Source organism: Rhizocola hellebori, from assembly GCF_016862955.1.
Taxonomy (GTDB): domain Bacteria; phylum Actinomycetota; class Actinomycetes; order Mycobacteriales; family Micromonosporaceae; genus Rhizocola; species Rhizocola hellebori.
On the sequence record NZ_BONY01000016.1, the window covers coordinates 25282 to 46396 of the forward strand.

General features: G+C 68.0%; 21 protein-coding genes. 16 read left to right on the plus strand and 5 right to left on the minus strand.

Annotation, left to right across the window (positions count from 1 at the left end):
- Window positions 1-50: 50 nt before the first annotated feature.
- Window positions 51-485, plus strand: a complete 435-nt coding sequence (locus Rhe02_RS15180) for a hypothetical protein (protein ID WP_203908862.1) — start codon at window positions 51-53, stop codon at window positions 483-485.
- On the opposite strand, the gene Rhe02_RS15185 is transcribed toward Rhe02_RS15180, so the two are convergent.
- From Rhe02_RS15185 to Rhe02_RS15195, 3 genes are read right to left on the minus strand one after another with little or no spacing between them, the layout of a single operon-like run.
- On the minus strand, window positions 452-1054 hold the full coding sequence (locus tag Rhe02_RS15185) for a TetR/AcrR family transcriptional regulator (protein ID WP_203908863.1): 603 nt from the start codon (window positions 1052-1054) through the stop codon (window positions 452-454). The two genes, Rhe02_RS15180 and Rhe02_RS15185, sit on opposite strands and share 34 nt — an antisense overlap.
- Window positions 1055-1061: 7 nt before the next feature.
- A complete protein-coding gene (locus tag Rhe02_RS15190) occupies window positions 1062-1793 on the minus strand; it encodes an ABC transporter permease (protein WP_203908864.1) in 732 nt (243 codons plus the stop codon).
- Complete coding sequence (locus Rhe02_RS15195) at window positions 1790-2509, minus strand: ABC transporter ATP-binding protein (protein ID WP_203908865.1); 720 nt, start codon at window positions 2507-2509, stop codon at window positions 1790-1792. The genes Rhe02_RS15190 and Rhe02_RS15195 overlap by 4 nt, the downstream gene beginning before the upstream one ends.
- A gap of 60 nt (window positions 2510-2569) precedes the next feature.
- Here Rhe02_RS15195 and Rhe02_RS15200 point away from each other — a divergent pair, with 60 nt between their 5' ends.
- A complete protein-coding gene (locus Rhe02_RS15200) occupies window positions 2570-3292 on the plus strand; it encodes an SDR family NAD(P)-dependent oxidoreductase (protein ID WP_203908866.1) in 723 nt (240 codons plus the stop codon).
- Between the two features lie 496 nt (window positions 3293-3788).
- Here the strand turns inward: Rhe02_RS15200 and Rhe02_RS15205 are convergent, their stop codons facing one another.
- A complete protein-coding gene (locus tag Rhe02_RS15205) occupies window positions 3789-4409 on the minus strand; it encodes a hypothetical protein (RefSeq protein WP_203908867.1) in 621 nt (206 codons plus the stop codon).
- A gap of 70 nt (window positions 4410-4479) precedes the next feature.
- On the opposite strand from Rhe02_RS15205, the gene hisI reads away from it, so the two are divergent.
- From hisI to Rhe02_RS15225, 4 genes are read left to right on the plus strand one after another with little or no spacing between them, the layout of a single operon-like run.
- A complete protein-coding gene (gene hisI / locus Rhe02_RS15210) occupies window positions 4480-4827 on the plus strand; it encodes a phosphoribosyl-AMP cyclohydrolase (RefSeq protein WP_203908868.1) in 348 nt (115 codons plus the stop codon).
- Window positions 4824-6365, plus strand: coding sequence for an anthranilate synthase component I (locus tag Rhe02_RS15215; protein WP_203908869.1), 1542 nt, complete (start codon window positions 4824-4826; stop codon window positions 6363-6365). The genes hisI and Rhe02_RS15215 overlap by 4 nt, the downstream gene beginning before the upstream one ends.
- The gene (locus tag Rhe02_RS15220) at window positions 6362-6745 is read left to right on the plus strand and encodes a Trp biosynthesis-associated membrane protein (protein ID WP_203908870.1); all 384 of its coding nucleotides are present in this window, start codon (window positions 6362-6364) and stop codon (window positions 6743-6745) included. Before Rhe02_RS15215 ends, Rhe02_RS15220 begins: the two co-directional genes overlap by 4 nt.
- A complete protein-coding gene (locus Rhe02_RS15225; RefSeq protein ID WP_203908871.1) occupies window positions 6742-7554 on the plus strand; it encodes a spermidine synthase in 813 nt (270 codons plus the stop codon). Before Rhe02_RS15220 ends, Rhe02_RS15225 begins: the two co-directional genes overlap by 4 nt.
- Window position 7555: 1 nt before the next feature.
- Here Rhe02_RS15225 and Rhe02_RS15230 read toward each other — a convergent pair whose 3' ends face one another.
- Window positions 7556-7903 carry a hypothetical protein gene (locus Rhe02_RS15230; RefSeq protein ID WP_203908872.1) on the minus strand — a complete coding sequence of 116 codons (348 nt, stop codon included), beginning with the start codon at window positions 7901-7903 and terminating at the stop codon, window positions 7556-7558.
- Between the two features lie 192 nt (window positions 7904-8095).
- Here Rhe02_RS15230 and trpC point away from each other — a divergent pair, with 192 nt between their 5' ends.
- From trpC to Rhe02_RS15280, 10 genes are all read left to right on the plus strand, one after another.
- Window positions 8096-8935: an indole-3-glycerol phosphate synthase TrpC gene (gene trpC, locus Rhe02_RS15235; protein ID WP_203908873.1), complete on the plus strand. Its 840-nt coding sequence runs from the start codon at window positions 8096-8098 to the stop codon at window positions 8933-8935.
- 9 nt (window positions 8936-8944) lie between these two features.
- Window positions 8945-10141: a tryptophan synthase subunit beta gene (trpB, locus tag Rhe02_RS15240; protein ID WP_203908874.1), complete on the plus strand. Its 1197-nt coding sequence runs from the start codon at window positions 8945-8947 to the stop codon at window positions 10139-10141.
- Window positions 10138-10905 (plus strand): tryptophan synthase subunit alpha, encoded by a 768-nt coding sequence (gene trpA, locus Rhe02_RS15245; protein WP_203908875.1) that lies wholly within the window; start codon window positions 10138-10140, stop codon window positions 10903-10905. Before trpB ends, trpA begins: the two co-directional genes overlap by 4 nt.
- Entirely contained in the window at window positions 10905-11612 is a 708-nt protein-coding gene (locus Rhe02_RS15250; protein WP_203908876.1) for a tyrosine-protein phosphatase, read from the plus strand. Before trpA ends, Rhe02_RS15250 begins: the two co-directional genes overlap by 1 nt.
- A complete protein-coding gene (locus Rhe02_RS15255) occupies window positions 11609-12382 on the plus strand; it encodes an APH(3') family aminoglycoside O-phosphotransferase (RefSeq protein WP_203908877.1) in 774 nt (257 codons plus the stop codon). Before Rhe02_RS15250 ends, Rhe02_RS15255 begins: the two co-directional genes overlap by 4 nt.
- A gap of 42 nt (window positions 12383-12424) precedes the next feature.
- Window positions 12425-13609 carry a prolipoprotein diacylglyceryl transferase gene (gene lgt, locus Rhe02_RS15260; RefSeq protein ID WP_203908878.1) on the plus strand — a complete coding sequence of 395 codons (1185 nt, stop codon included), beginning with the start codon at window positions 12425-12427 and terminating at the stop codon, window positions 13607-13609.
- 5 nt (window positions 13610-13614) lie between these two features.
- Entirely contained in the window at window positions 13615-14802 is a 1188-nt protein-coding gene (locus tag Rhe02_RS15265; protein ID WP_203908879.1) for an FAD-dependent oxidoreductase, read from the plus strand.
- Between the two features lie 53 nt (window positions 14803-14855).
- Window positions 14856-15029 carry a DUF4236 domain-containing protein gene (locus tag Rhe02_RS15270; RefSeq protein WP_203908880.1) on the plus strand — a complete coding sequence of 58 codons (174 nt, stop codon included), beginning with the start codon at window positions 14856-14858 and terminating at the stop codon, window positions 15027-15029.
- A gap of 140 nt (window positions 15030-15169) precedes the next feature.
- Window positions 15170-19687, plus strand: a complete 4518-nt coding sequence (gene gltB / locus Rhe02_RS15275; protein WP_203908881.1) for a glutamate synthase large subunit — start codon at window positions 15170-15172, stop codon at window positions 19685-19687.
- Window positions 19680-21086, plus strand: a complete 1407-nt coding sequence (locus Rhe02_RS15280; protein WP_203908882.1) for a glutamate synthase subunit beta — start codon at window positions 19680-19682, stop codon at window positions 21084-21086. The genes gltB and Rhe02_RS15280 overlap by 8 nt, the downstream gene beginning before the upstream one ends.
- Window positions 21087-21115: the final 29 nt, after the last annotated feature.

A 21115-nucleotide genomic window follows, 5' to 3' on the forward strand; every position in this document is an offset into this window, starting at 1 on the left:
TTCAGGTTTGAGTTAGGGTAGCCTAACCATACTAGCGGAGGTAGTTGAGGATGGACCACGCGAAGATCGCCAGAACGCTGGCCGCGAGCCGGATCCCGGGGACGGCTCGGGTGGCGTGGAGCCAAGGGCTGTTCCGAGTGCGCCACGCGCTCGATCGGGAAGGCCGCCCGCTGCTGCTGTGCCGCACCGGCGGCTCGCTCGACCTCGCGCTCGCGCCCTCGGACGTGGCGGTGGTCCTCACCGTGGCCGGGGAGGCCGGGCGGGTCTGGATTTCCGGATGGACACAGGCCCTCGACGGCCTGAGCGCCCGTGCGGCCGCGCTGGAGTTCGCACTCGCCAACCCGCTCAGCGACCTGCTCGACGTGGGCCGTGGGTTCTGCCTGCATCGCGTGGACGTGGCCGAAGTGCGCCTCGAGCACGGTTGCGCGCTGACCGATGTCGATATCGACGACTATGTTTCGGCGGTCAGCGAGCCGGTCACGTAGCGCTGGACATTCGGCCCGATCAGAGCCACCACCTGCTCGGAGGGCAAGGAGGCCAACGGTTCCAGCTTGATGATGTAGCGCATGATGGCCAACCCGGCGAGCTGGCTGGCTATCAGTGACACGCGCAGCGGCGCCTCCGCCGGATCGAGGTCGATCGCGGCGACGATCCGGCGCATGATCTGCGTGGTCAGGAACTCGCGCATCAGGCGCAGCGTCCAGTCGTTGCTCATCGCCGAGCGGATGATGGACGCCCCAACGGCGCCGGACGGCGAATCCCAGATCCTCACGAAGGCCGCCACCAGGCGATGGCCGACCTCGTCGCGCCCACCGGCCACAATGTCGGGGATCTCAGTGGTGGGATCGATCGGGAACTGTATGGTCGCTCTGAAGAGTTCTTCCTTGGTACCGAAAAAGTGATGGATCATCGCCGGGTCGACCCCGGCGTCGGCCGCGATCGCCCGCACGGTCGTGGCATCGAACCCTTTGTCGGCAAAGAGCCGGCGGGCGGCCTCCAGAATGGAATCGCGGGTATCCGGGCTACCGCGCCGCCGGCCACTTCGTTTGATCATCGAACTCTCATGGGGTGCGGCGGCGAAGCGTGCTCGCTGCGGCAATCAGCGCCACAATCACCGCTCCTCCAACGATGGCCAGGTCTCGCCACATGGTACTGGTCGGGTCGGCGAACTTGCCGACCTCGCTCAGCGCCTCCACCGAATAGGTCAGTGGCAACACGTCGCTGATGGCCTGCAGCCAGCCCGCCATCGACTCGCGGGCCACGAACAGTCCACATAGGAGGATCTGCGGCAGCACGACCACCGGCATGAACTGCACCGCCTGGAACTCCGTCTTGGCGAAGGCGCTGGCGAGCAGGCCCAGCGCCACCCCCAGCACGGCGTTGGCGGCCGCGATGAGAATGACGAAGCCCGGGCTGCCCTTCGTGTCCAGGTCAAGGAAGAGATAGGCGACCGCGCTGACGACCGAGGCCTGCACCGTGGCCGCCAGCCCGAAGGCGATGCCGTAGCCGAACAGCAGGTCGGTCTTGCGCAGCGGGGTGGTGAGCAGGCGCTCCAGCGTGCCGGTCGTGCGCTCGCGGAGCATGGCGATGCTGGTGATGAGGAACATGACGAGGAAGGGGAAGATCCCGAGCATCGTCAGCGCGAGCCGGTCGAAGAGCGGGCCGCTGTCCTTGAACATGTAGAAGAGCAGGGTCAGCAGCAGGCTGGGCACCACGACCAGCAACCCGACCGTTCGCTTGTCGTGGCGCAGTTGACGCAGAATCCGGCCGGTGGTGGCGGTAAGGGTTCTCATTTCTTCTCTCCCGCCCGGATGAGGTTAAGGAACGCCTGGTCCAGATCCTCGGTGCCGGCCGCCGCTTTGACCGCGGCCGGGGTGTCATCGGCGATGAGCTTGCCCTCGCGGATCAGGAGCAGACGGTCGCATCTGTTCGCCTCGTCCATCACGTGACTGGACACCAGCAGGGTGGCCCCGTCTTCGGCGAACTTGCGGAAACGGGCCCACAGCTCGTCGCGCAGCACGGGGTCCTGACCGACCGTGGGCTCATCGAGGATGAGGATCTTGGGCTGGCTGACGATCGCGCAGGCGAGCGAGGCGCGCGCCCGCTGCCCGCCGGACAGGTCGCCGACCAGCTGGGTGGCGGCGTCAGCCAGGCCGACATCGCTGACCGCGGAATCGGCGGTGCTGGAGTCGAGGCCATAGAGGGAGGCGAAATATCTGGCGTTCTCGCGAACGGTCAGGTCGGCATAAACGCTGGGGGCCTGGGTGAGGTAGCCCAGCTCGCGGCGCAACGCGGCGTCACCAGCCGCCTTGCCCAGCACCGTGACCGTGCCGGAGGCGACTATCTGCACGCCAACGATGGCCCGCATGAGGGTGGTCTTGCCACTGCCGGAAGGGCCGAGCAACCCGGTGACGGTGCCCGCCGGCACGGAGCAGTTGAAGCGGTCGAGGACCGTTCGCTTGCCCCTTTTAACGACGAGGTCCTTGACCTCGATCGCGGTGTTCTCCATAAATTCAACGCTAGTTGAATTACTGGCGGAGGGCAAGCACGATATGTAGGATCACCCGCGATGAAGCCTCTAGCTGTGATCAGCGGCGGTGGAACAGGCATCGGTGCCGCCATCGCCAGAACCCTTTCCGCAGAAGGATTCGATCTCCTTTTGGTGGGCCGCCGCCCCGAGCCTCTCGCCGAAACGGCATCCACATTGGAAGGGGCGGCCACCGTGGCGGCCGACCTTCGCGACCCGTCCGCCGCCGCTTCGGTGCTCGCCGCGGTGGGCGAGCGTGAGGTCGCCGCGATCGTCAACAACGCGGGCGGCTACCTTGGCCGGGCCGACGACGAGCTGCCGACCATCGCCCAGCAATGGCGGGACACCTTTGACACCAACGTTCTCACCGCGGTCGTGCTGACCGAGGCGCTCCTGCCGCGCCTGGCCCGCCCCGGCGGCCGCGTCATTCTGTTCTCCTCGATCGCGGCTCAGCGCGGCGGCGGAGGGCCGTATTCCGCGGCCAAGGCCGCCTTACACGGCTGGGCGCTCGATCTGGCTGTGCAGCTCGGGCCGGAGGGCGTGACCGCCAACGTGATCTCGCCCGGCTTCGTGGAGGACACGGAGTTCTTCGCCGGGCGCATGACCGAACAGGGCTACGCCTCCCGCGTCGGAGCGACCCTGGTCGGCCGGGCCGGCAAGCCCGACGAAATCGCGCAAACCGTGCGCTGGCTGGTCGGACCATCCGGCGGCTACGTGACCGGGCAGATCATCAACGTCAACGGCGGCAGCGTCCTCGGCCGCTAGGGCCTGCGAGGTGGGTTGCTGCTGGCGCCCTTTGCTCTGCACCCATAGGCGCAACTTCATGGTCAATGTGCGTGTATGGGTGCAGAGCAAAGGTGCGCGGAGAGCACACCTTCCGCTGGTCGGCGGCGCAGCCGCCGGGCGCAACCACGCACGGCGGTCGCGTTGCCGCCGGGAGGAACGGCGCCCGACCCCGACGGGCCGACGCAAGGAAAAGGCCCCTCCGCCGCATGCCGCTCCACCTTCGCCGCCGCGCACGATCGTCGCGATTTCGAGGAAAACGTTGCTACAGCGGGAGTGGATCGCGCGTCTTCCCCGAAATCGTGGCCAGCCGGCGGTGCGAAAGGCAGAGGCGCGGCAGCCTCGTGAGGGGGCGGGCAAGCCGCCGCCGGGCGGAGGGGGAGAGGCGCGGCGGTGTGAGGGCGGTCGGGCGGTGCGAGGGGTGGGCAAGCCGCCGCCGGGCTGAGAGGGCAGCGCGGCGGCGGCGTGAGGACGGGGATTACAGGGCTAGGACGCGTTCCAGGAAGTCGCGGTAGCCGCGCATGGCGATGCGCATGGCCTCGGTGTCGGGGTTGGCGTCCTGCTCGTGCGGGTCCAGTGAGACCTGCTCGGCTAGCAGCGCGTCGGCCAGGGCCTGAACCGCTTCGGCCACAAGGTCCTGCGCCTCGCCGAGCGCGGCTTCGGGCTCGTCGACGAAGTGGGCCTGGATGTCGCGGAAGGCGTCACGGTAACGCTCGGCCACGTCGGGATCCCAGACCGCGATGACGGACTCGTCGATGTCCCCGGGGCGCAGCTGCTCGATTTCGTCATCGTCGAGGAAGTCCTCGTAGTCGTCGTCATCGTCGTAGCCGTCCTCGGCGGCCTCCGCGACCACGGCTAGCTCCTCTTCGGCCTCGTCGAGCTCCGCTTGGGCTTCGTCCAGGCCCGCGTCGGCCTGGAGCAGGTCCGATTTGGCTTCCGCAATGTCGGCGTGGGCCTCCTCGAGTACGGCCTGCGCCTCCTCGATGATCGCCTGTGCCTGATCATTCTCGGTGGCCGCCGCATCGTCCGAAGTGGACATGACGTGCGCCGAGATGATCGACGTGCCGTCGTGGGGCGGGACGAACTGTGGATGTGTCATGTCTCCTCAGCTTTCGCGGAAGATGGGGGAGTGACGCCCGTCACGGTACCTGACGAGGCAGAATCACGGGATGGTCCTTGCCCCCGATATCGCCGCTCGGCTCAAACGTGATCGCGACGGCCTGGTCGCCGCCGTGGTCCGCCAGCACGACACCGGCGAAGTGCTCATGCTGGCCTGGATGAACGACGACGCGCTAGCGCGTACGCTCGCCACGGGGCGGGCAACCTACTGGTCACGCAGCCGTGGTGAGCTCTGGGTCAAAGGGGAAACCTCGGGGCACCATCAATACGTCAAGTCCGTCGCGCTCGACTGCGACGGTGACGCGCTTCTGGTCAGCGTGGACCAGATCGGCCCGGCCTGCCACACCGGCACCCGCACCTGCTTCACCGACGAACTCCCGCTAGGAGAGCCGCTATGACCACCGGCGTTGTCAGCCCCGACCTGCAGACGTTCAAGGCCCAGGCGGCCCGCAGCCGGGTGGTGCCCGTGGTGCGCAGGCTGCTCGCCGACGCGGAGACCCCGGTCGGCGTCTACCGCAAGCTCGCCGGAGGTCCGGGGACCTTCCTGCTCGAGTCTGCGGAGCAGGGCGCCTCGGCGGCGGGCACGGCGTGGTCGCGGTATTCCTTCATCGGGGTACGCAGCGCCGCCACCCTGACCGAGAAGGACGGCAAGGCACGCTGGCTGGGCACGCCCCCCGACGGCGTTCCGGTCACCGGAGACCCGGTCGAGGTGCTGCGGGCCACCCTCACCGCGCTGGCCGGCGAGACCGACCCCGATCTGGGGCTGCCGCCGCTGACCGGTGGGCTGGTGGGCTTCCTCGCCTACGACCTCATCCGCAGCTTCGAGCGCCTGCCCGATCTGGCGCACAACGACCTCAACGTGCCCGACCTGGGGCTGTTCCTCGCCACCGATCTGGTGGTGCTCGACCACTATCTCGGCCAGGCCATCATCGTGGCCAACGCGATCCTGCCGCGCAAGGCGACCGGCACTCAGGTCGCGGCCGCCTACCACCACGCGGTCGGCCGTCTCGACGCGATGACGACCTCGCTTTCACGGCCGACCCCGCCGATGGTCTCCACCGTGGACAACAAACGCGTCGCCGAGCTGAACTCACGTACCCCGGAAGGGGAACACGGCAAGGCGGTCGACGCCGCTAAAGAGGAGATCCGGGCCGGCGAGTGTTTCCAGATCGTGGTGTCGCAACGGTTTGAGACCTATACCAACGCCGATCCCTTTGACATCTACCGGGTTCTGCGTGCCACCAACCCGAGTCCCTATATGTATCTGCTTCGCTTCGACGACTTCGACATCGTGGGCTCCTCGCCGGAGGCGCACCTGAAAATCGTCAACCGTGAGGACGGCAAGCGGCAGGCCCTGCTGCATCCGATCGCGGGGACGAAGCCGCGCGGGGAGACCCCGGCCGAGGACGCCGCGCTCGGGGCGGAGCTGCTCGCCGATCCGAAAGAGCGCGCAGAGCACGTGATGCTGGTGGACTTGGGCCGCAACGACCTCGGACGGGTATGCCGGCCGGGCACGGTGCAGGTTCCGGAGTTCTTCACCGTCGAGCGGTACAGCCACGTGATGCACATCGTCTCCACGGTGGTGGGCGAGCTTCGCGACGACTGCACCGCCGTCGACGCGATCGCCGCCACCTTCCCGGCCGGAACCCTTTCTGGCGCGCCAAAAGTCAGGGCGATGGAAATCATCGAACAGCTCGAGCCGACCAGGCGCGGGCTTTACGGTGGCACCGTGGGATATTTCGGCTTCGGCGGTGACCTCGACATGGCCATCGCCATTCGCACCGCGTTGCTGCGCGACGGGAAGGCCTTCGTTCAGGCCGGCGGCGGCATCGTCGCCGACTCGGACCCGTGGCTGGAGGAGCTGGAGTCCCGCAACAAGGCCATGGCAGTGCTGGCGGCGATCGCCACCGCGGAGACTTTACAGGCGGCAAGATGATTCGATCCCGAGTGATTTCGTTGACCCTGTGCGTGATCGGCGCCGGGCTCATCTGGTTCAACCCCAGCGACCAGCTGCGCGACGGCACCCGAGCCGTTTCGTTGCTGACGCTGGCCGGCGTGGGTGCGCTGATCGCCACCCGCGGCCTGTTGCGGCGCATCGTCTCGATCGTCGTGGTGCTCTCCGGGCTGTGGCTGATTCTGAGCGGCACGGTGCTGTGCATCGTGGCCGGCATCACCGTGGTGGCGGGTGGCTTCATCGCGCTGGCCACCAGCGCCACCTGGCCGGAGATGGGCACGCGCTATGAGCGGGCGGCGAAGGTGGAGAAGACCGACCTGTGGGCGGCGCTCGACCGAGGTGAAGATCCGACGGCCCGGTGAGGGTCGGGCACGAGGAAGGCCCGGCCAAGGTCCGGGCGATGGTGCAGACCGGCGTGGCCGAGCTGGTACCCGACCCCGATGTGCCCGAAGCGTGGACGCTGCTCATCAACGGCGTCGCCCAGTCACACGTGGACCTCAACGATCCGCAGATGATCGCGTTCGACTATGTGCGGCGGATAGTCGACATCATCGAGGTTCTGGCCCCCGCCGGCCCGCTTGAGGTGCTTCACCTCGGGGCGGGCGCGATGACCCTGCCGCGCTGCCTGGCCGTGACGCGTCCGGGCAGCGTGCAACGGGTGGTCGAGATCGACTCGGAGCTGCTCGATTTTGTGCGGCTTCGGCTGCCGCTGCCGGATTCGAGCGAGATCGAGATCGTGATCGGGGACGCGGCACGCGAGCTGGAGGCGGCCCCGACCGACGGCTACGACGTCATCGTGGCGGACGTGTTCCAAGGCTCGAAAGTGCCCGAGCAGGTCGCCACGCCCGAGTTCGCGCAGGCTGCGGCCAGGGTGCTGCGACCCGGCGGGTGTTATGTGGCCAACATCATGGATGGGCCGCCGCTGACCTTCGCGCGGGCACAGACGGCCCGCCTTCGTGACGCCTTCGCCGACGTGGCGGTGATTTCGGACGCCAGCGTGCTCAGAGGTCGCCGGCTAGGCAATCTCCTGCTGGTCGCGGGCGTCGGGGTCGGTTTCCGGCCGCTGGTGCGCCGCCTGGCCGCGGACCCCTTCGCGACCCGCATCGAGGTCGGCGACAAGCTCGATCGCTTCGTCAACAGCCGCAAGACGGGCTCTGCCAGCGAGCGCTGAGCTAGCCGAGGTCGGCGCCCGCGCTGGTGGGCAGGTCGGTGGCCTTTCGGTCCTGGAACTTGCCGCGGTTGAAGCCGTATTTGCGGATGGCGGCCTCGCTGGTGAAGTAGCGCTTCTCCCCGTTGTTCACGAGGTAGCCCTTGCCGTCGACGATGGCGAGGTAGGCGTCGCCGCTGATGGCCGGCCCGCCCTCGCGGCGAAGCTGTTGCAGCTTTGCCGTGTCTATGGTCGTGGCGTTGCTCGCATCGAAGATTTCACTGTTCTCGATCATGCTGAGCCTGCCGTCGATGACGACGAACATGAGACCCGTGCCGTCCTCTCGTATGAGGGTTCCGTCCCGATATTCCATCATTTGTTCCTTCCGGATGATTCCCTCTGATCGCATCGAAAGCATATTTTTCGGGCACGCGGTACGCCTGGGTATCCAGAATTTTCAATAACGGCACGGCATAAGGGGGTGCGCATTATGCACCACCCCGACAGGTGAGGCACGCCATACCCCGCAGACCTTGCGCAATCTCAAGCGACCTAGCATCGGGCCATGGCACCCGGAGACGACCAAAGCACCGGCGGTAACGTGCTGGACGAGATCATCGCGGGCGTCCGTGAGGACGTGGAGGCGCGTCAGCAACGCGTATCCATCGATGAGCTCAAGAAGCTGGCCGCTGTCGCGGCCCCACCGCACGACGCCTACGCGGCATTGCGCCAGCCCGGTGTCGGCGTGATAGCGGAGGTCAAACGCTCCTCGCCGTCGAAGGGCACGCTGGCCGAGATCCCCGATCCGGCGGAGCTGGCGAGCGAGTACGCGGCCGGCGGCGCGCGCTGTGTGAGCGTGCTCACCGAGGGGCGATGGTTCGGCGGCTCTCTGGAGGACCTAGCCGCTGTCCGGGCCCGCATCGACATCCCCGTGCTGCGCAAGGACTTCATCGTGTCCGCGTACCAGGTGCACGAGGCCCGCGCGTGGGGCGCGGATCTGTGCCTGCTCATCGTGGCGGCCCTCGAGCAGAAGGTGCTCACCGGTCTGCTCGACCGGGTCGAGTCGCTGGGCATGACCGCGCTGGTCGAGGTGCACACCGAAGAGGAAGCCGACCGCGCGCTGGAGGCCGGGGCGAAGGTCATCGGCGTCAACGCCCGCGATCTGCGCACGCTTGAGGTGGACCGATCGGTCTTCGAGCGCATCGCGCCGGGCATGCCCAACCACGTTGTTAAGATCGCCGAGTCCGGGGTGCGCGGGCCCCTGGACCTGATCCGCTATGCCAGCGCCGGGGCCGATGCCGTCCTCGTCGGCGAGGGCCTTGTCACGCAGAAGAGCCCGCGTGACGCCGTGGCCGAGCTCGTCAACGCCGGAAACCATCCCGCCACCCCGCGCCCAGCTCGCTAGGAGGCTGCAGTGCTGCCCGACGACACTGGCCACTTTGGACCTTTCGGTGGGCGATTTGTCCCCGAAGCCCTCATCTCCGCGCTCGACGAGCTGGATGCCCACTATCGCAAGGCCATGACCGACCCCGAATTCATGGGTGAGTTCGAAGGCATGCTGCGCGACTATGCCGGTACCCCATCAATGCTCTATGAAGCCAAGAGGCTCTCCGCGCACGCGGGGGCACGGATCCTGCTCAAGCGGGAAGACCTCAACCACACCGGGGCGCACAAGGTGCGCAACGTGCTCGGCCAGGCGCTGCTGACCAAGCGCATGGGCAAGCCGCGGGTCATCGCCGAAACCGGGGCCGGTCAGCACGGCGTGGCCAGTGCCACCGCCTGCGCCTACCTCGACCTCGAGTGCGTCGTGTACATGGGCAAGGTCGACACCGAGCGGCAGGCGCTGAACGTGGCGCGCATGCACATGCTCGGCGCGACCGTGGTGCCGGTCACGACCGGGTCGCAGACGCTCAAGGACGCCATCAACGAGGCGCTGCGCGACTGGGTGACCAATGTGGACAACACCCATTACCTGCTGGGCACCGCGGCTGGGCCGCATCCCTTCCCGGCGATGGTGCGCGATTTCGTGCGCGGCATAGGCGTGGAGACGCGGGCGCAGATGCTCGAGCGCTTCGGCGAGCTACCCGATGCGGTGGCGGCTTGTGTCGGCGGCGGCTCCAACGCGATCGGCATGTTCCACGCGTTCATCGACGACGAATCGGTGCGGCTGCTGGGCTATGAGGCCGGCGGCGATGGCGTGGAGACCGGGCGGCACGCGGCCAGCATCACCGGCGGCGCCTACGGCGTGCTGCACGGCGCGCGCACCTATCTGCTGCAGGACGAGGACGGCCAGACCGTCGAGTCCCACTCCATCTCGGCGGGCCTGGACTATCCGGCCGTCGGCCCCGAACACGCCTACCTTCACCAGACCGGGCGTGGCACCTATGAGCCGGTGACCGACGCCGAGGCGATGGAGGCCTTCGCGTTGCTGTGCAAGACCGAGGGCATCATCCCGGCCATCGAAAGCGCCCACGCGCTAGCGGGTGCGCTGCGCTCGATCCCCGCCCTGCGTGCGCAGCTGGGCCGGGAGCCGGTGGTCGTGGTGAACCTTTCCGGCCGCGGTGACAAGGACATGCACACCGCCATCGACTACTTTGGACTGTTCTCATGAGTGGCGTATCTGACGCGTTTGGCAAGGGGCGGCCCGCGTTGGTGGGGTATCTGCCCGCCGGGTACCCGACGGTGGCAATGGCACAGCAGGCGATCCTCGCCATGATCGAGGCCGGGGTGGATCTGGTCGAGCTGGGCCTGCCCTACTCCGATCCGGTGATCGATGGTCCGGTCATCCAGCGCGCCACGGAGCAGGCGCTGGCCGGTGGGGTCAGGATCCGCGACGTCTTCGCGACCGTGTCGGCCACCGCCGGGCACGGCGTGCCGATCATGGTGATGACCTACTGGAACCCGGTGGAACGCTACGGTGTCAACGCTTTCGCCCGTGACCTCGCCGCCGCAGGAGGGGCCGGGCTGATCACGCCCGACCTGATCCCCGACGAGGCCGATGAGTGGCTGGCCGCCTCCGACGAGCACAAGCTGGACCGGACCTTCCTGGTGTCGCCCTCCTCGACCGACGACCGGATCGCGATGACCGCCGCCAGCACCCGCGGATTCCTTTACGCCACAGCGGTTATGGGCGTCACCGGTGCGCGCGAGCATACCTCGTCGGCCGCACCCGTTCTGGTCGCACGGGCGCGCGCCAAGACGGATCTGCCGATCGGGGTCGGCCTCGGCGTACGCAATGGCGCTCAGGCGGCCGAGGTGGGCTCGTACGCCGACGGCGTCATCGTCGGCAGCGCTTTGGTCAGCGCGCTGGGCGAGCACGGGGTGGATGGGGTTAAGCGCTTGACTGAGGAGCTTCGGTCGGGTCTGCTCCTCTGATGGATCGCTGGGTCGACTTCGCCGGGCTGTTCAACTTCCGCGACGTCGCGATGCTCACCGGGCGGCCTGGTGTGCTTTATCGCAGCGACGCGCTGTGCAGCCTGGTGGAGCAGGACAGGCCGCGCTATGAGTCGCTTGGTGTGCACACCGTCATCGACCTGCGCCGCCCCGAGGAGATTGAAGGCCAGGGCCGGGCGCCGCAGTGGGCCTGCCAGGTCTGGCACAACGTGACCTTGCACGAAGAGGTGTGGCCGGTCGGGGAGTGCGAAACCGAGGACGCGGTGTCGGCCTACCTGGCCGGCGTCTACCTGGGCATGCATGCCGCCGATGTGGTGAAGGTGCTGCGCATCCTCGCGCAGGAGGCCACCGGCCCGGCCGTGCTGCACTGCGCCGGTGGGCGTGACCGCACCGGAGTGGTGGTGGCCCTGCTGCTCAGCCTGGTCGGGGTGGGCGACGCCGAGATCGCCGCCGACTACGCGGAGACGGAAAAGTTCACGCTGCGGTGGCTGCAGTGGCACCACGAGACCACCGGCGAAACCGTGCAACTGCCCCCGAACATCCGTTACACACCGCCGGAGGCGATCCTCGGCTACCTGGGTCAGCTGCGTGAACTGCATGGATCAGTGCAGGATTATCTGATGAAAGCCGGGCTCGACACGGCGGTCATCGAGGCCCTGCGGGCGCGGATGGCACCGGCTGCGCTATGAGGAAGCTGCCGTTCGACCTCACCGACAGGTTCGCCGATTGGCGTCACCACGTCGTGTGGTCATTCGACTCCGATGCGCCAACCTACCTGTTCGAGCGTGCGGGGCAGCGGCGGTATGTCAAGGTCGGCCCGGCCGGACGCAGCATCCCCGATGAGGCTCAGCGCCTGCGCTGGGCGGCGGCTTGGCTGCCCGTGCCGGAAGTGGTCGAGTACGGCAGCGACGGCGACAGCGACTGGCTGATGACCCTGCCCCTGCCCGGGGTCGACGCCACCGCTCACGCGTGGGCCACCGAGGATCCGCGCCGCCTGGTCATCGCGCTGGCCGAAGGGCTGCGCGCGTTTCACGAGGCTGTCCCGGTAAGCGAATGCCCGTTCGATTTCACCGCGCCCACGGCCTTGGCCCAGGCGCGGGCCCGCGTCGCGGCCGGTCTGGTCGACCCGGCCCGCGACTTTCATCCCGAGCACGCCGGGCTGACCGCGGAGGCGGCCGTGCAGCGGCTGCTGGCCACCGCGCCGCCGCTCGGGCGCGAGGTGGTGTGCCATGGCGACTATTGCCTGCCGAATGTGTTCCTCGCCGAGGGGCGGGTGTCGGGCTATCTTGATCTTGGTCGGGTGGCGATCGCGGATCCGTGGTGGGATCTCGCGGTCGGGTCGTGGAGCTGCGAGTGGAATCTTGGCACTGGATTCGGTGCGCTGTTCCTCAGCGGGTACGGGGCGTCCATCGATGAAGAGCGGCTCGCCTGGTACCGGCTTCTCTACGACCTATCATGATCCATCAGTGTCCAGGACTGGTGTTTTCGCTGTGGGACGGTAGTGTTCGCACCCGTGACACTCGCGAGCATTCCCAGCCCCTCAACGGCGGTATGGCATCTGGATCTTGGTTTTGTGACCATCCCGTTGCGGGCATATGCGCTATGCATCATCGCGGGCATCGTGGTCGCCTGCATCGTGACCGACCGTCGGATGCGAAGCCGCGGCGCCCCGCCGTGGGCCGTCCTCGACATCGCCATGTGGGCCGTGCCGTTCGGCATCATCGGCGCCCGGATCTATCACGTGATCAGCTCACCCGATGACTATTTCGGGCATGGCATGGAGGGCTTCGGCAAGGCCTTCAAGATCTGGGAGGGTGGCCTCGGCATTTGGGGCGCCGTAGCCGGAGGCGCGGTTGGCGCCTGGCTCGGCTGCCGCCAGCTGGGCATCAAGTTCACCTTCGTCGCCGACTGCATCGCCGTGGGTCTTCCCCTGGCGCAGGCGGTCGGGCGGCTGGGCAACTGGTTCAACAACGAGCTCTACGGCGGCCAGACCTCGGCCCCGTGGGGTCTGCAGGTGCACCAGATGTCCACCGGAGGCCCGGGCGAGCCGCCCGTCGGCCAGGCGCTCGTCGGCCCTGACGGGGAGCCGCTGCTGCGGGAAGGTCTCTACCACCCCACCTTCCTCTACGAGCTGCTGTGGAACCTTGGCGTGGCCGGGCTGGTCTACTGGCTGGACAAGCGGTTCAAGTTCGGCAAGGGCCGCGCCTTCGCCGTCTACGTCATGGCTTACACGACTGGGCGGGTGTGGATCGAAGCGATGCGCACCGACCCGGCCGAGGTGATCCTTGGCCAGCGGATCAACGTCTGGGTCTCGATCATCGTCTTCGCCGGCGCGCTGGCCTACTTCCTGCTGAAGAAGGGCCCGCAGGAGTTCCTCATCCCGCTGACCGAGGGCAAGGGCTTCCAGGTCGTGACCGAGGAGGAGTTCCTCGCGTTCCAGGCCGAGGGCGCCCGTCCGGAGGCTTCCGCCGACGCAGTCGCTGACGCGGACGGCCAAGGGGCTCAGAGCCCACCAGCCGCGGTTGCCGACGATGTCGCCGCGGCACCGGCACCTTCGGCCAACGGATCCGAGGCTGATGTGGCCAAGGCGGAAGCCGACGCGGCACGGGCCGACGATGCCGATGCTGATGCCAAGGACACCACGGTGTCCGAAGAGAAGGACCCGAGCACGGCAAGCAAGGATTGACGTCGATGTACAGCGCGGTGGTGGTGGGAGCCGGCGTTGGCGGCCTGGCCGCCGCCGGGGCGCTTGCGCGCGCCGGTTGGCAGGTCACCCTCCTGGAAAGGGCCGACCGCCTCCGCGCTGACCCGGCAGCTCTGCTGCTGTGGCCCAACGCCCTGGCCGCCTTGCGCTCATTGGGCCTGGGCGGCGGGCTGGGCGAGATTTCGACTGAGGTTCCGGCCGGCGGCATCCGCCGGCCGGACGGTCAATGGCTTTCCCGGGCGAGCGCCACGGCCTGCGCCATGGTGGTGCACGCCGAAGACCTTCACGACACGCTCATCGCCGGGCTGGGTCAGCGCATCGACATCCAGACCGGCATTCACATCAAGACCGTGCACAACCGGCCCGGTGAGCGCCCGGCGGTCGGCGACAGCCGGGGCAACTCCTGGGACGCCGACCTGATTGTGGCGGCCGACGGCGCTGACAGCTTCATCCGTTCCCGGCTCGCGCCGCAGTCGATCGCGGTCAGCTCCGGCTATGCCGCGTGGCGGGCGGTCATTCCTTGGTACAGGGCCCCGAAGCTTGCTGACGACTCGATGCTCATTGGCGAAACCATTGGCGGTGGGTACAGGTTCCAAGCCGCCTCATTGGGCAACCGGGGCAGCTCGGGTGCGTCGAGCCGGGGCGGAATCTATTGGACGGCAACGGTTGCCGGTGCCGCCCGGCCGGAAGCGCCGGCGACCCAGCTGACGCTGCTTCGCCGCTGGTTCGCTGGATGGCATGCCCCCATTGGGGATCTGCTCGCCGCCACCGAGCCCGACGATCTGTCCCAACAGGACGGAAGGCAGCTGCGCCCGATTCCCCACGAGCTCGCTTTCCCTTGCGGTGTAGGCGGTTTCGTGCTGATCGGTGACGCCGCGCACGCCATGCCGCATCATCTGACGCAGGGCGCGGGTCTGGCCCTGGAGGACGCGGCGACGTTGCGCGCCATGGTGGGCAGCGGCGGGGCGACCCTCGACGCGGCGATCGCGGCCTACTCGGCGCATCGCCGCCCGCGCATCGCCCAGGTGGTACGCCAAACCCAGCGGGTCGGCGCGATCCTGGCTCCGCGAGGCGCTTTGCTCACGCGTGCCCGCGAACGCGCCTTCGGCGCTCTGGCCCCTCGGGTGCTGGACAAGGCGGCCGGGGCGGTCGCCGAGTGGAGCCCACCGATGTGATTGCCCGGCACCATCCGGTTTGGAGGTTGACCGATTGGGGCATCATGGCGGGCGTGGGAATCATATTTCGCCGTACGTGGAAGCTGGGACCGTTGCGCCTGAATTTCACCCAGGGCGGGTTCTCGTCCTGGAGCTTGAAAATCGGCCGATGGTCGTGGAATTCGAGGGCCCGCGCGCACCGGGTCGATCTGCCGGGACCGTTCTCCTGGAAGCAGGACAAGCGCTAAATCCCATATAGTGGAAATGTGATCAATCTCTTTCCGCTGGCGGCACCGGGTCTTTAACGTAGACTCAACAAACCGCCCACTCCAGGCGGCCCCAGGGCCGACGTCGTCCCGAACCCCCACGTGACGACTGAGGAGGCCCGGTGCGCTCCCTTTACGACCCGGCATTTGAGCACGACTCCTGCGGCGTCGCCTTCGTCGCCGACGTCGCGGGCCGTCGCTCCCACGATGTGGTTGCCAAAGGCCTGTCCGCGCTGTGCCGGCTCGACCACCGCGGGGCGAGGGGCGCAGAGCCCAACACCGGTGACGGCGCGGGAATCATGCTGCAGATCCCGGACGAGTTCCTGCGCGAGGTGGTCGACTTCGAGTTGCCCCCGCCCGGCGCTTACGCGACAGGCCTGGTGTTCCTGCCCACCAATGGGGCCGATGAGGCCCGTGCGATCACTGTGTTGGAAAAGTATGCGCTGGTTGAGGGGGCCCAGATCGAGGGCTGGCGCGACGTTCCGGTCGACCCCGAAGGGCTGGGCGAAACCGCCGAGCAGGCCCGCCCGCGCATCCGGCAGGTGTTTCTGAGCGCCAACCGTCTCGACTCCGGCGAGCCGTTGTCGGGCCTGGAGCTGGAACGGGTGGCGTTCGCCGTGCGTAAACAGGCCGAGCGCGAGACCAGCGAGCGCGGTGTGGCCGCCTATTTTCCGTCGCTGTCCGGCCGAACGCTCATCTACAAGGGCATGCTCACCCCGGACCAGCTCGTCACCTTCTTCCCCGACCTGAGTGACGAGCGGATGGTCAGCGCGATCGCGCTGGTGCATTCCCGTTTCTCCACCAACACGTTCCCCAGCTGGCCGCTGGCCCACCCGTATAGGTTCATCGCCCACAACGGGGAGATCAATACGGTGCGCGGCAACGTGAACTGGATGCGCGCTCGGGAGGCCCTGTTGGCCAGCCCGCTGATTCCGGGTCACCTGCGCCGCCTGTTCCCGATCTGCACCCCGGGCGCGTCCGACTCGGCCAACTTCGACGAGGTGCTCGAGCTGTTGCATCTGAGCGGGCGCAGCCTGCCACATGCGATGCTGATGATGATTCCCGAGGCGTGGGAGAACGACCCCATGATGGACCCCGCGAAGCGGGCGTTCTACCAGTTCCACGCCAGTCTCATGGAGCCGTGGGACGGGCCTGCGAGCGTGGCCTTCAGCGACGGCACGCTCGTCGGCGCGATGCTCGACCGCAACGGCTTGCGCCCGGGCCGATGGTGGCGCACCCGCGACGGGCTGGTGGTGCTGGGCAGCGAGGCGGGCACGCTCGACCTCGATCCGGCCACGGTGGTGGCCAAGGGCCGGCTGGAGCCGGGCAAGATGTTCCTCGTCGACACCGCTGCGCAGCGGGTCATCGAGGACGACGAAATCAAGCGGGAGCTGGCCTCGGCCGCCCCGTACCAGGACTGGCTGCACGGCGGCCTCATGCATCTGGAGGGTCTGCCCGAGCGGGCGCATCTGGTCTATACCCACGACTCGGTGCAGCGGCGGCAGCAAACCTTCGGCTACACCGAGGAAGAGCTCAAGCTGTTGCTCGCCCCGATGGCGCGCACCGGGACGGAGCCGTTGGGCTCCATGGGCACGGACACGCCCATCTCCCCGCTGTCGACCAAGCCGCGCCTGCTCTACGACTACTTCCACCAGATTTTCGCGCAGGTCACCAACCCGCCGCTGGACGCCATCCGCGAAGAAATGGTGACCAGCCTGGCAATAACCATCGGTCCCGAGGGCAACCTGCTCGATCCGAGCGCGGCCAGCTGCCGCCAGATCGTGTTGCCCTATCCCATCATCGACAACGATGATCTGGCCAAGGTGTTGTCCATCAACGATGACGGCGACATGCCCGGCTTCAAAGCTGTCCGGGTCTCCGGGCTGTATCCGTTGCGCGACGGGGCCAAGGGGCTCAAGGGCCGGCTGGTCGAGATCTGCCGCCACGTCTCGGAGGCCATCGAGGACGGGGTGCGCATCCTGGTGCTTTCCGACCGCGACAGCACCGTCGATCTGGCGCCGATCCCGTCGCTGCTGCTGACCGCTGCGGTGCATCAGCATCTGGTAAGGGAGCAGACCCGCACCCAGGTCGCGCTGATTGTCGAGTCGGGCGACTGCCGTGAGGTTCACCACGCGGCGGTGCTGATCGGCTACGGAGCCGCTGCGGTGAACCCCTATCTGGCCCTGGAAAGCGTCGAGGACCTCATCGCCACCGGCGCCCTGACCGGGATCACGCCGCAGAAGGCCACCCACCACGTGGTCAAGGGCCTGGGTAAGGGAATCCAGAAGGTGATGTCGAAGATGGGCATCTCCACGGTCTCCTCCTATTGCGGCGCACAGGTTTTCGAGGCGGTCGGGCTGTCGTCGAAACTGGTCGCGCGCTATTTCACCGGTACGTCGTCACGCATCGAGGGCATCTCGCTGAACGAGATCAACGCCGAGGTGGCCGCCCGTCATGCGGTGGCCTACCCGCTCAACCCGGCCGAGCAGACCCACCGCCGCCTCGAGGTGGGCGGGGAATGGCAGTGGCGCCGCGAGGGCGAGGTGCACCTGTTCAACCCGGAAACCGTGTTCCTGCTTCAGCACGCGACGCGCTCAGGCCAGTTCGAAGTGTTCGAGCGCTACACCACTCAGGTCGACGCGCTGGCGGCCAAGGCCGGTTCCCTGCGCGGGCTGCTCGCCTTCAAGCCCACCAAGGCAATTCCGGTTGACGAGGTGGAGCCGGCCAGCGAAATCGTCAAGCGCTTCGCCACCGGCGCGATGTCCTACGGCTCGATCTCGGCCGAGGCGCACGAAACCCTGGCCATCGCGATGAACCGGCTGGGCGGCAAATCGAACACCGGCGAGGGCGGCGAGGACAGCGACCGCCTGCACGACCCGCTGCGCCGTTCCGCCGTCAAGCAGGTGGCCAGCGGCCGGTTCGGTGTCACCACCGAATATCTGGTCCACGCGGACGACATTCAGATCAAGATGGCGCAAGGGGCCAAGCCTGGCGAGGGCGGGCAGCTGCCCGGAAACAAGGTGTGGCCGTGGATCGCCAAGACCCGCTACGCCACGCCGGGGGTGGGCCTGATCTCGCCCCCGCCGCATCACGACATCTATTCCATCGAGGATCTGGCGCAGCTCGTCTTCGACGTCAAGTGTGTCAACCCGTCAGCGCGAGTCCACGTCAAACTCGTTTCAGAGGTGGGCGTCGGCACGGTGGCGGCCGGTGTCGCCAAGCTCAAAGCCGATGTCATCCTTATCTCCGGCCATGATGGGGGTACCGGGGCCAGCCCGCTCAATTCCCTCAAGCACGCCGGAACCCCGTGGGAGCTGGGCCTGGCCGAGACGCAGCAAACGTTGCTGCTCAACGGTTTGCGGGATCGGGTCACCGTTCAGGTGGACGGCCAGCTCAAGACGGGCCGCGACGTGCTCATCGCCGCTCTGCTCGGCGCGGAGGAGTTCGGCTTCGCCACCGCCCCGCTCATCGTCGCCGGCTGCGTGATGATGCGGGTCTGTCATCTGGACACCTGCCCGGTGGGTGTAGCCACCCAGAATCCGGTGCTGCGTGAGCGTTTCACTGGCAAGCCGGAGTTCGTCGAGAACTTCTTCCTGTTCCTGGCCGAGCAGGTGCGCCAGGGCTTGGCGCAGCTGGGTTTGCGGACCCTTGACGAGGCGGTCGGCCGGGCCGACCTGCTCGACGTGGCACCGGCCAACGAGCATTGGAAGGCGCACGGGCTGGATCTGACCCCGGTGCTCGCGATGCCCGAGTCGCCCTACGAGGGCGGCCGGCGCAGGCTGCGCGATCAGGACCACCGCCTGGCCGAGGCATTCGACCAGCAGCTGCTCGGCCTGCTGACCGGTGATCCGGCCCGCGCCTGGCTGCCGGTGCGCAACGTGCATCGCAGCGTGGGCGCAATGCTCGGCGGCGAGCTGGTGCGCCGCTTCGGCACCCTGCCGCAGGACACCATTGACATCACGCTGACCGGCACGGCCGGGCAGTCGTTCGGGGCGTTCCTGCCGCAGGGCATCACGCTGCGCCTGTTCGGTGACGCCAACGACTATCTGGGCAAGGGCCTTTCCGGCGGGCGCCTGATCGTGCGCCCCGACCTGCAAAGCGAATTCGCCGCCGAGGACAACATCATCGCCGGAAACACCTTGCTCTATGGCGCGACCGGCGGCGAGGCATTCCTGCGCGGCCGGGCCGGGCAGCGCTTCGCCGTGCGCAACTCCGGCGCCACCGCGGTGGTCGAGGGGGTGGGCGACCACGGCTGCGAGTACATGACCGGCGGCACGGTGCTGGTGCTCGGGCCTACCGGGCGCAACTTCGCGGCCGGCATGTCGGGCGGCACCGCCTATGTGCTCGACCTGGACCCGCTTCTGGTCAACCGGGAACTGGTCGACCTGCGCCCGGCCGACGGCGCGGCGGTGGAAGCGCTGGTGCGTAAGCACTTCGCCGAGACCGAGTCGGCTGTGGCCGAAAAGCTGCTCGCAGACTGGGATCCGGCAAGGTTCACCGCGGTGGTGCCGCGCGACTACCAGCGGGTGATCGAGGTTATTCAGGCCGCCGAAGCCGCCGGCCATGACGTGGACAAGGCAGTGATGGCAGAGCTGATGGCTCCTGCCGCGCTAGCGTCACAGGAGGCGGCCCGTGCCTGACCCGAGCGGTTTTTTGAGGTATGAACGGCAGATGCCCGCGCGCCGTCCGGTGCCGGTGCGCATCCAGGACTGGAAAGAGGTCTACCCTTCGGCGTCCGATTCACTGGTGCGGGAACAGGCGACCCGATGCATGGACTGCGGAGTGCCGTTCTGCCATGACGGCTGCCCGCTGGGCAACCGCATCCCCGACTGGAACGATCTGGTGCGCACCGGAAACTGGGACTTCGCGCTGGAGTCGTTGCACGCCACCAACAATTTCCCCGAGTTCACCGGGCGGCTGTGCCCGGCGCCGTGCGAGGCGGCCTGTGTGCTGAGCATCGCCGGTGGGGAATCGGTGACCATCAAGCAGATCGAAGTTTCCATCGCCGACCGGTTCGGCTATCAGCCGCAGCCGTCTCCGGCGAAATCGGGCCGCACCGTGGGCATCGTGGGCTCCGGCCCGGCCGGGCTGGCCGCCGCGCAGCAGCTCGCCCGCGCCGGACATGCGGTGACCGTCTACGAGCGCGACGACGCCATCGGCGGGTTGCTGCGCTACGGCATCCCCGACTTCAAGCTGGAGAAGGAACACATCGACCGGCGGGTGGCCCAGCTGGAGGCGGAAGGGGTGACGCTGCGCACCGGGGTGAACGTCACCGACCTGTCCCAGCTTCAGCACGATGCGATCCTGCTGGCCACCGGCGCGTTGCGCGGCCGCGACGTCACCACGCCGGGCCGGTCGCTGCCCGGCATCCATCTGGCGATGGAACACCTGACCCAGTCGAACCGCTTCGTGGCCTTCGGTGAGACGCCCACGATCACCGCGGCCGGAAAGCATGTGCTCATCATCGGCGGCGGCGACACCGGGGCCGACTGCCTCGGTGTGGCGCACCGGCAGGGCGCGGCCTCGGTGACCCAGCTCGACCGATATCCGTTGCCGCCCTCGGCCCGCGCCGAGGAGCACGATCCCTGGCCCACCTGGCCGTGGATCCTGCGCAGCTATCCCGCTCACGAGGAGGGCGGCGAGCGCGTCTTCGCGGTCGCGGTGCAGGAGTTCCTTGGTACCCAGAAAATTGAAGCGGTAAGGCTGACCGATGTCGTGGTCTCCAACCGTGTCGCCACGCCGGTGGCGGGAACGTCGCGGGTGATCCCGGTCGATCTGGTGCTGCTCGCCATCGGCTTCGCCGGCACCGACCCGCTGGTGGAGCTGACCGCGCAGGGCACTGTCGCGTGCGGCGAGGACTGGCAGACCGCCAGCCCGGGCGTGTTCGTGGCCGGTGACGCGCATCGCGGCGCTTCGCTGATCGTGTGGGCGATCGCCGAGGGCAGGGCCGCGGCCGCCTCGATTCACGCTTACCTCGGTGGCGCGGGTTCGCTGCCCGCCCCGGTGACGCCCTCATCGAGGCCGTTGGTGGCTGCTTGATCAGTTTTGGCCCGCTGACCTGCACAAAG

Coding starts and splice junctions, on each gene's coding strand:
- Rhe02_RS15180 (WP_203908862.1), top strand. CDS start 51: ATGGACCACGCGAAGATCGCCAGAACGCTGGCCGCGAGCCGGATCCCG.
- Rhe02_RS15185 (WP_203908863.1), bottom strand. CDS start 1,054: ATGATCAAACGAAGTGGCCGGCGGCGCGGTAGCCCGGATACCCGCGAT.
- Rhe02_RS15190 (WP_203908864.1), bottom strand. CDS start 1,793: ATGAGAACCCTTACCGCCACCACCGGCCGGATTCTGCGTCAACTGCGC.
- Rhe02_RS15195 (WP_203908865.1), bottom strand. CDS start 2,509: ATGGAGAACACCGCGATCGAGGTCAAGGACCTCGTCGTTAAAAGGGGC.
- Rhe02_RS15200 (WP_203908866.1), top strand. CDS start 2,570: ATGAAGCCTCTAGCTGTGATCAGCGGCGGTGGAACAGGCATCGGTGCC.
- Rhe02_RS15205 (WP_203908867.1), bottom strand. CDS start 4,409: ATGACACATCCACAGTTCGTCCCGCCCCACGACGGCACGTCGATCATC.
- hisI (WP_203908868.1), top strand. CDS start 4,480: ATGGTCCTTGCCCCCGATATCGCCGCTCGGCTCAAACGTGATCGCGAC.
- Rhe02_RS15215 (WP_203908869.1), top strand. CDS start 4,824: ATGACCACCGGCGTTGTCAGCCCCGACCTGCAGACGTTCAAGGCCCAG.
- Rhe02_RS15220 (WP_203908870.1), top strand. CDS start 6,362: ATGATTCGATCCCGAGTGATTTCGTTGACCCTGTGCGTGATCGGCGCC.
- Rhe02_RS15230 (WP_203908872.1), bottom strand. CDS start 7,903: ATGGAATATCGGGACGGAACCCTCATACGAGAGGACGGCACGGGTCTC.
- trpC (WP_203908873.1), top strand. CDS start 8,096: ATGGCACCCGGAGACGACCAAAGCACCGGCGGTAACGTGCTGGACGAG.
- trpA (WP_203908875.1), top strand. CDS start 10,138: ATGAGTGGCGTATCTGACGCGTTTGGCAAGGGGCGGCCCGCGTTGGTG.
- Rhe02_RS15250 (WP_203908876.1), top strand. CDS start 10,905: ATGGATCGCTGGGTCGACTTCGCCGGGCTGTTCAACTTCCGCGACGTC.
- Rhe02_RS15255 (WP_203908877.1), top strand. CDS start 11,609: ATGAGGAAGCTGCCGTTCGACCTCACCGACAGGTTCGCCGATTGGCGT.
- Rhe02_RS15265 (WP_203908879.1), top strand. CDS start 13,615: ATGTACAGCGCGGTGGTGGTGGGAGCCGGCGTTGGCGGCCTGGCCGCC.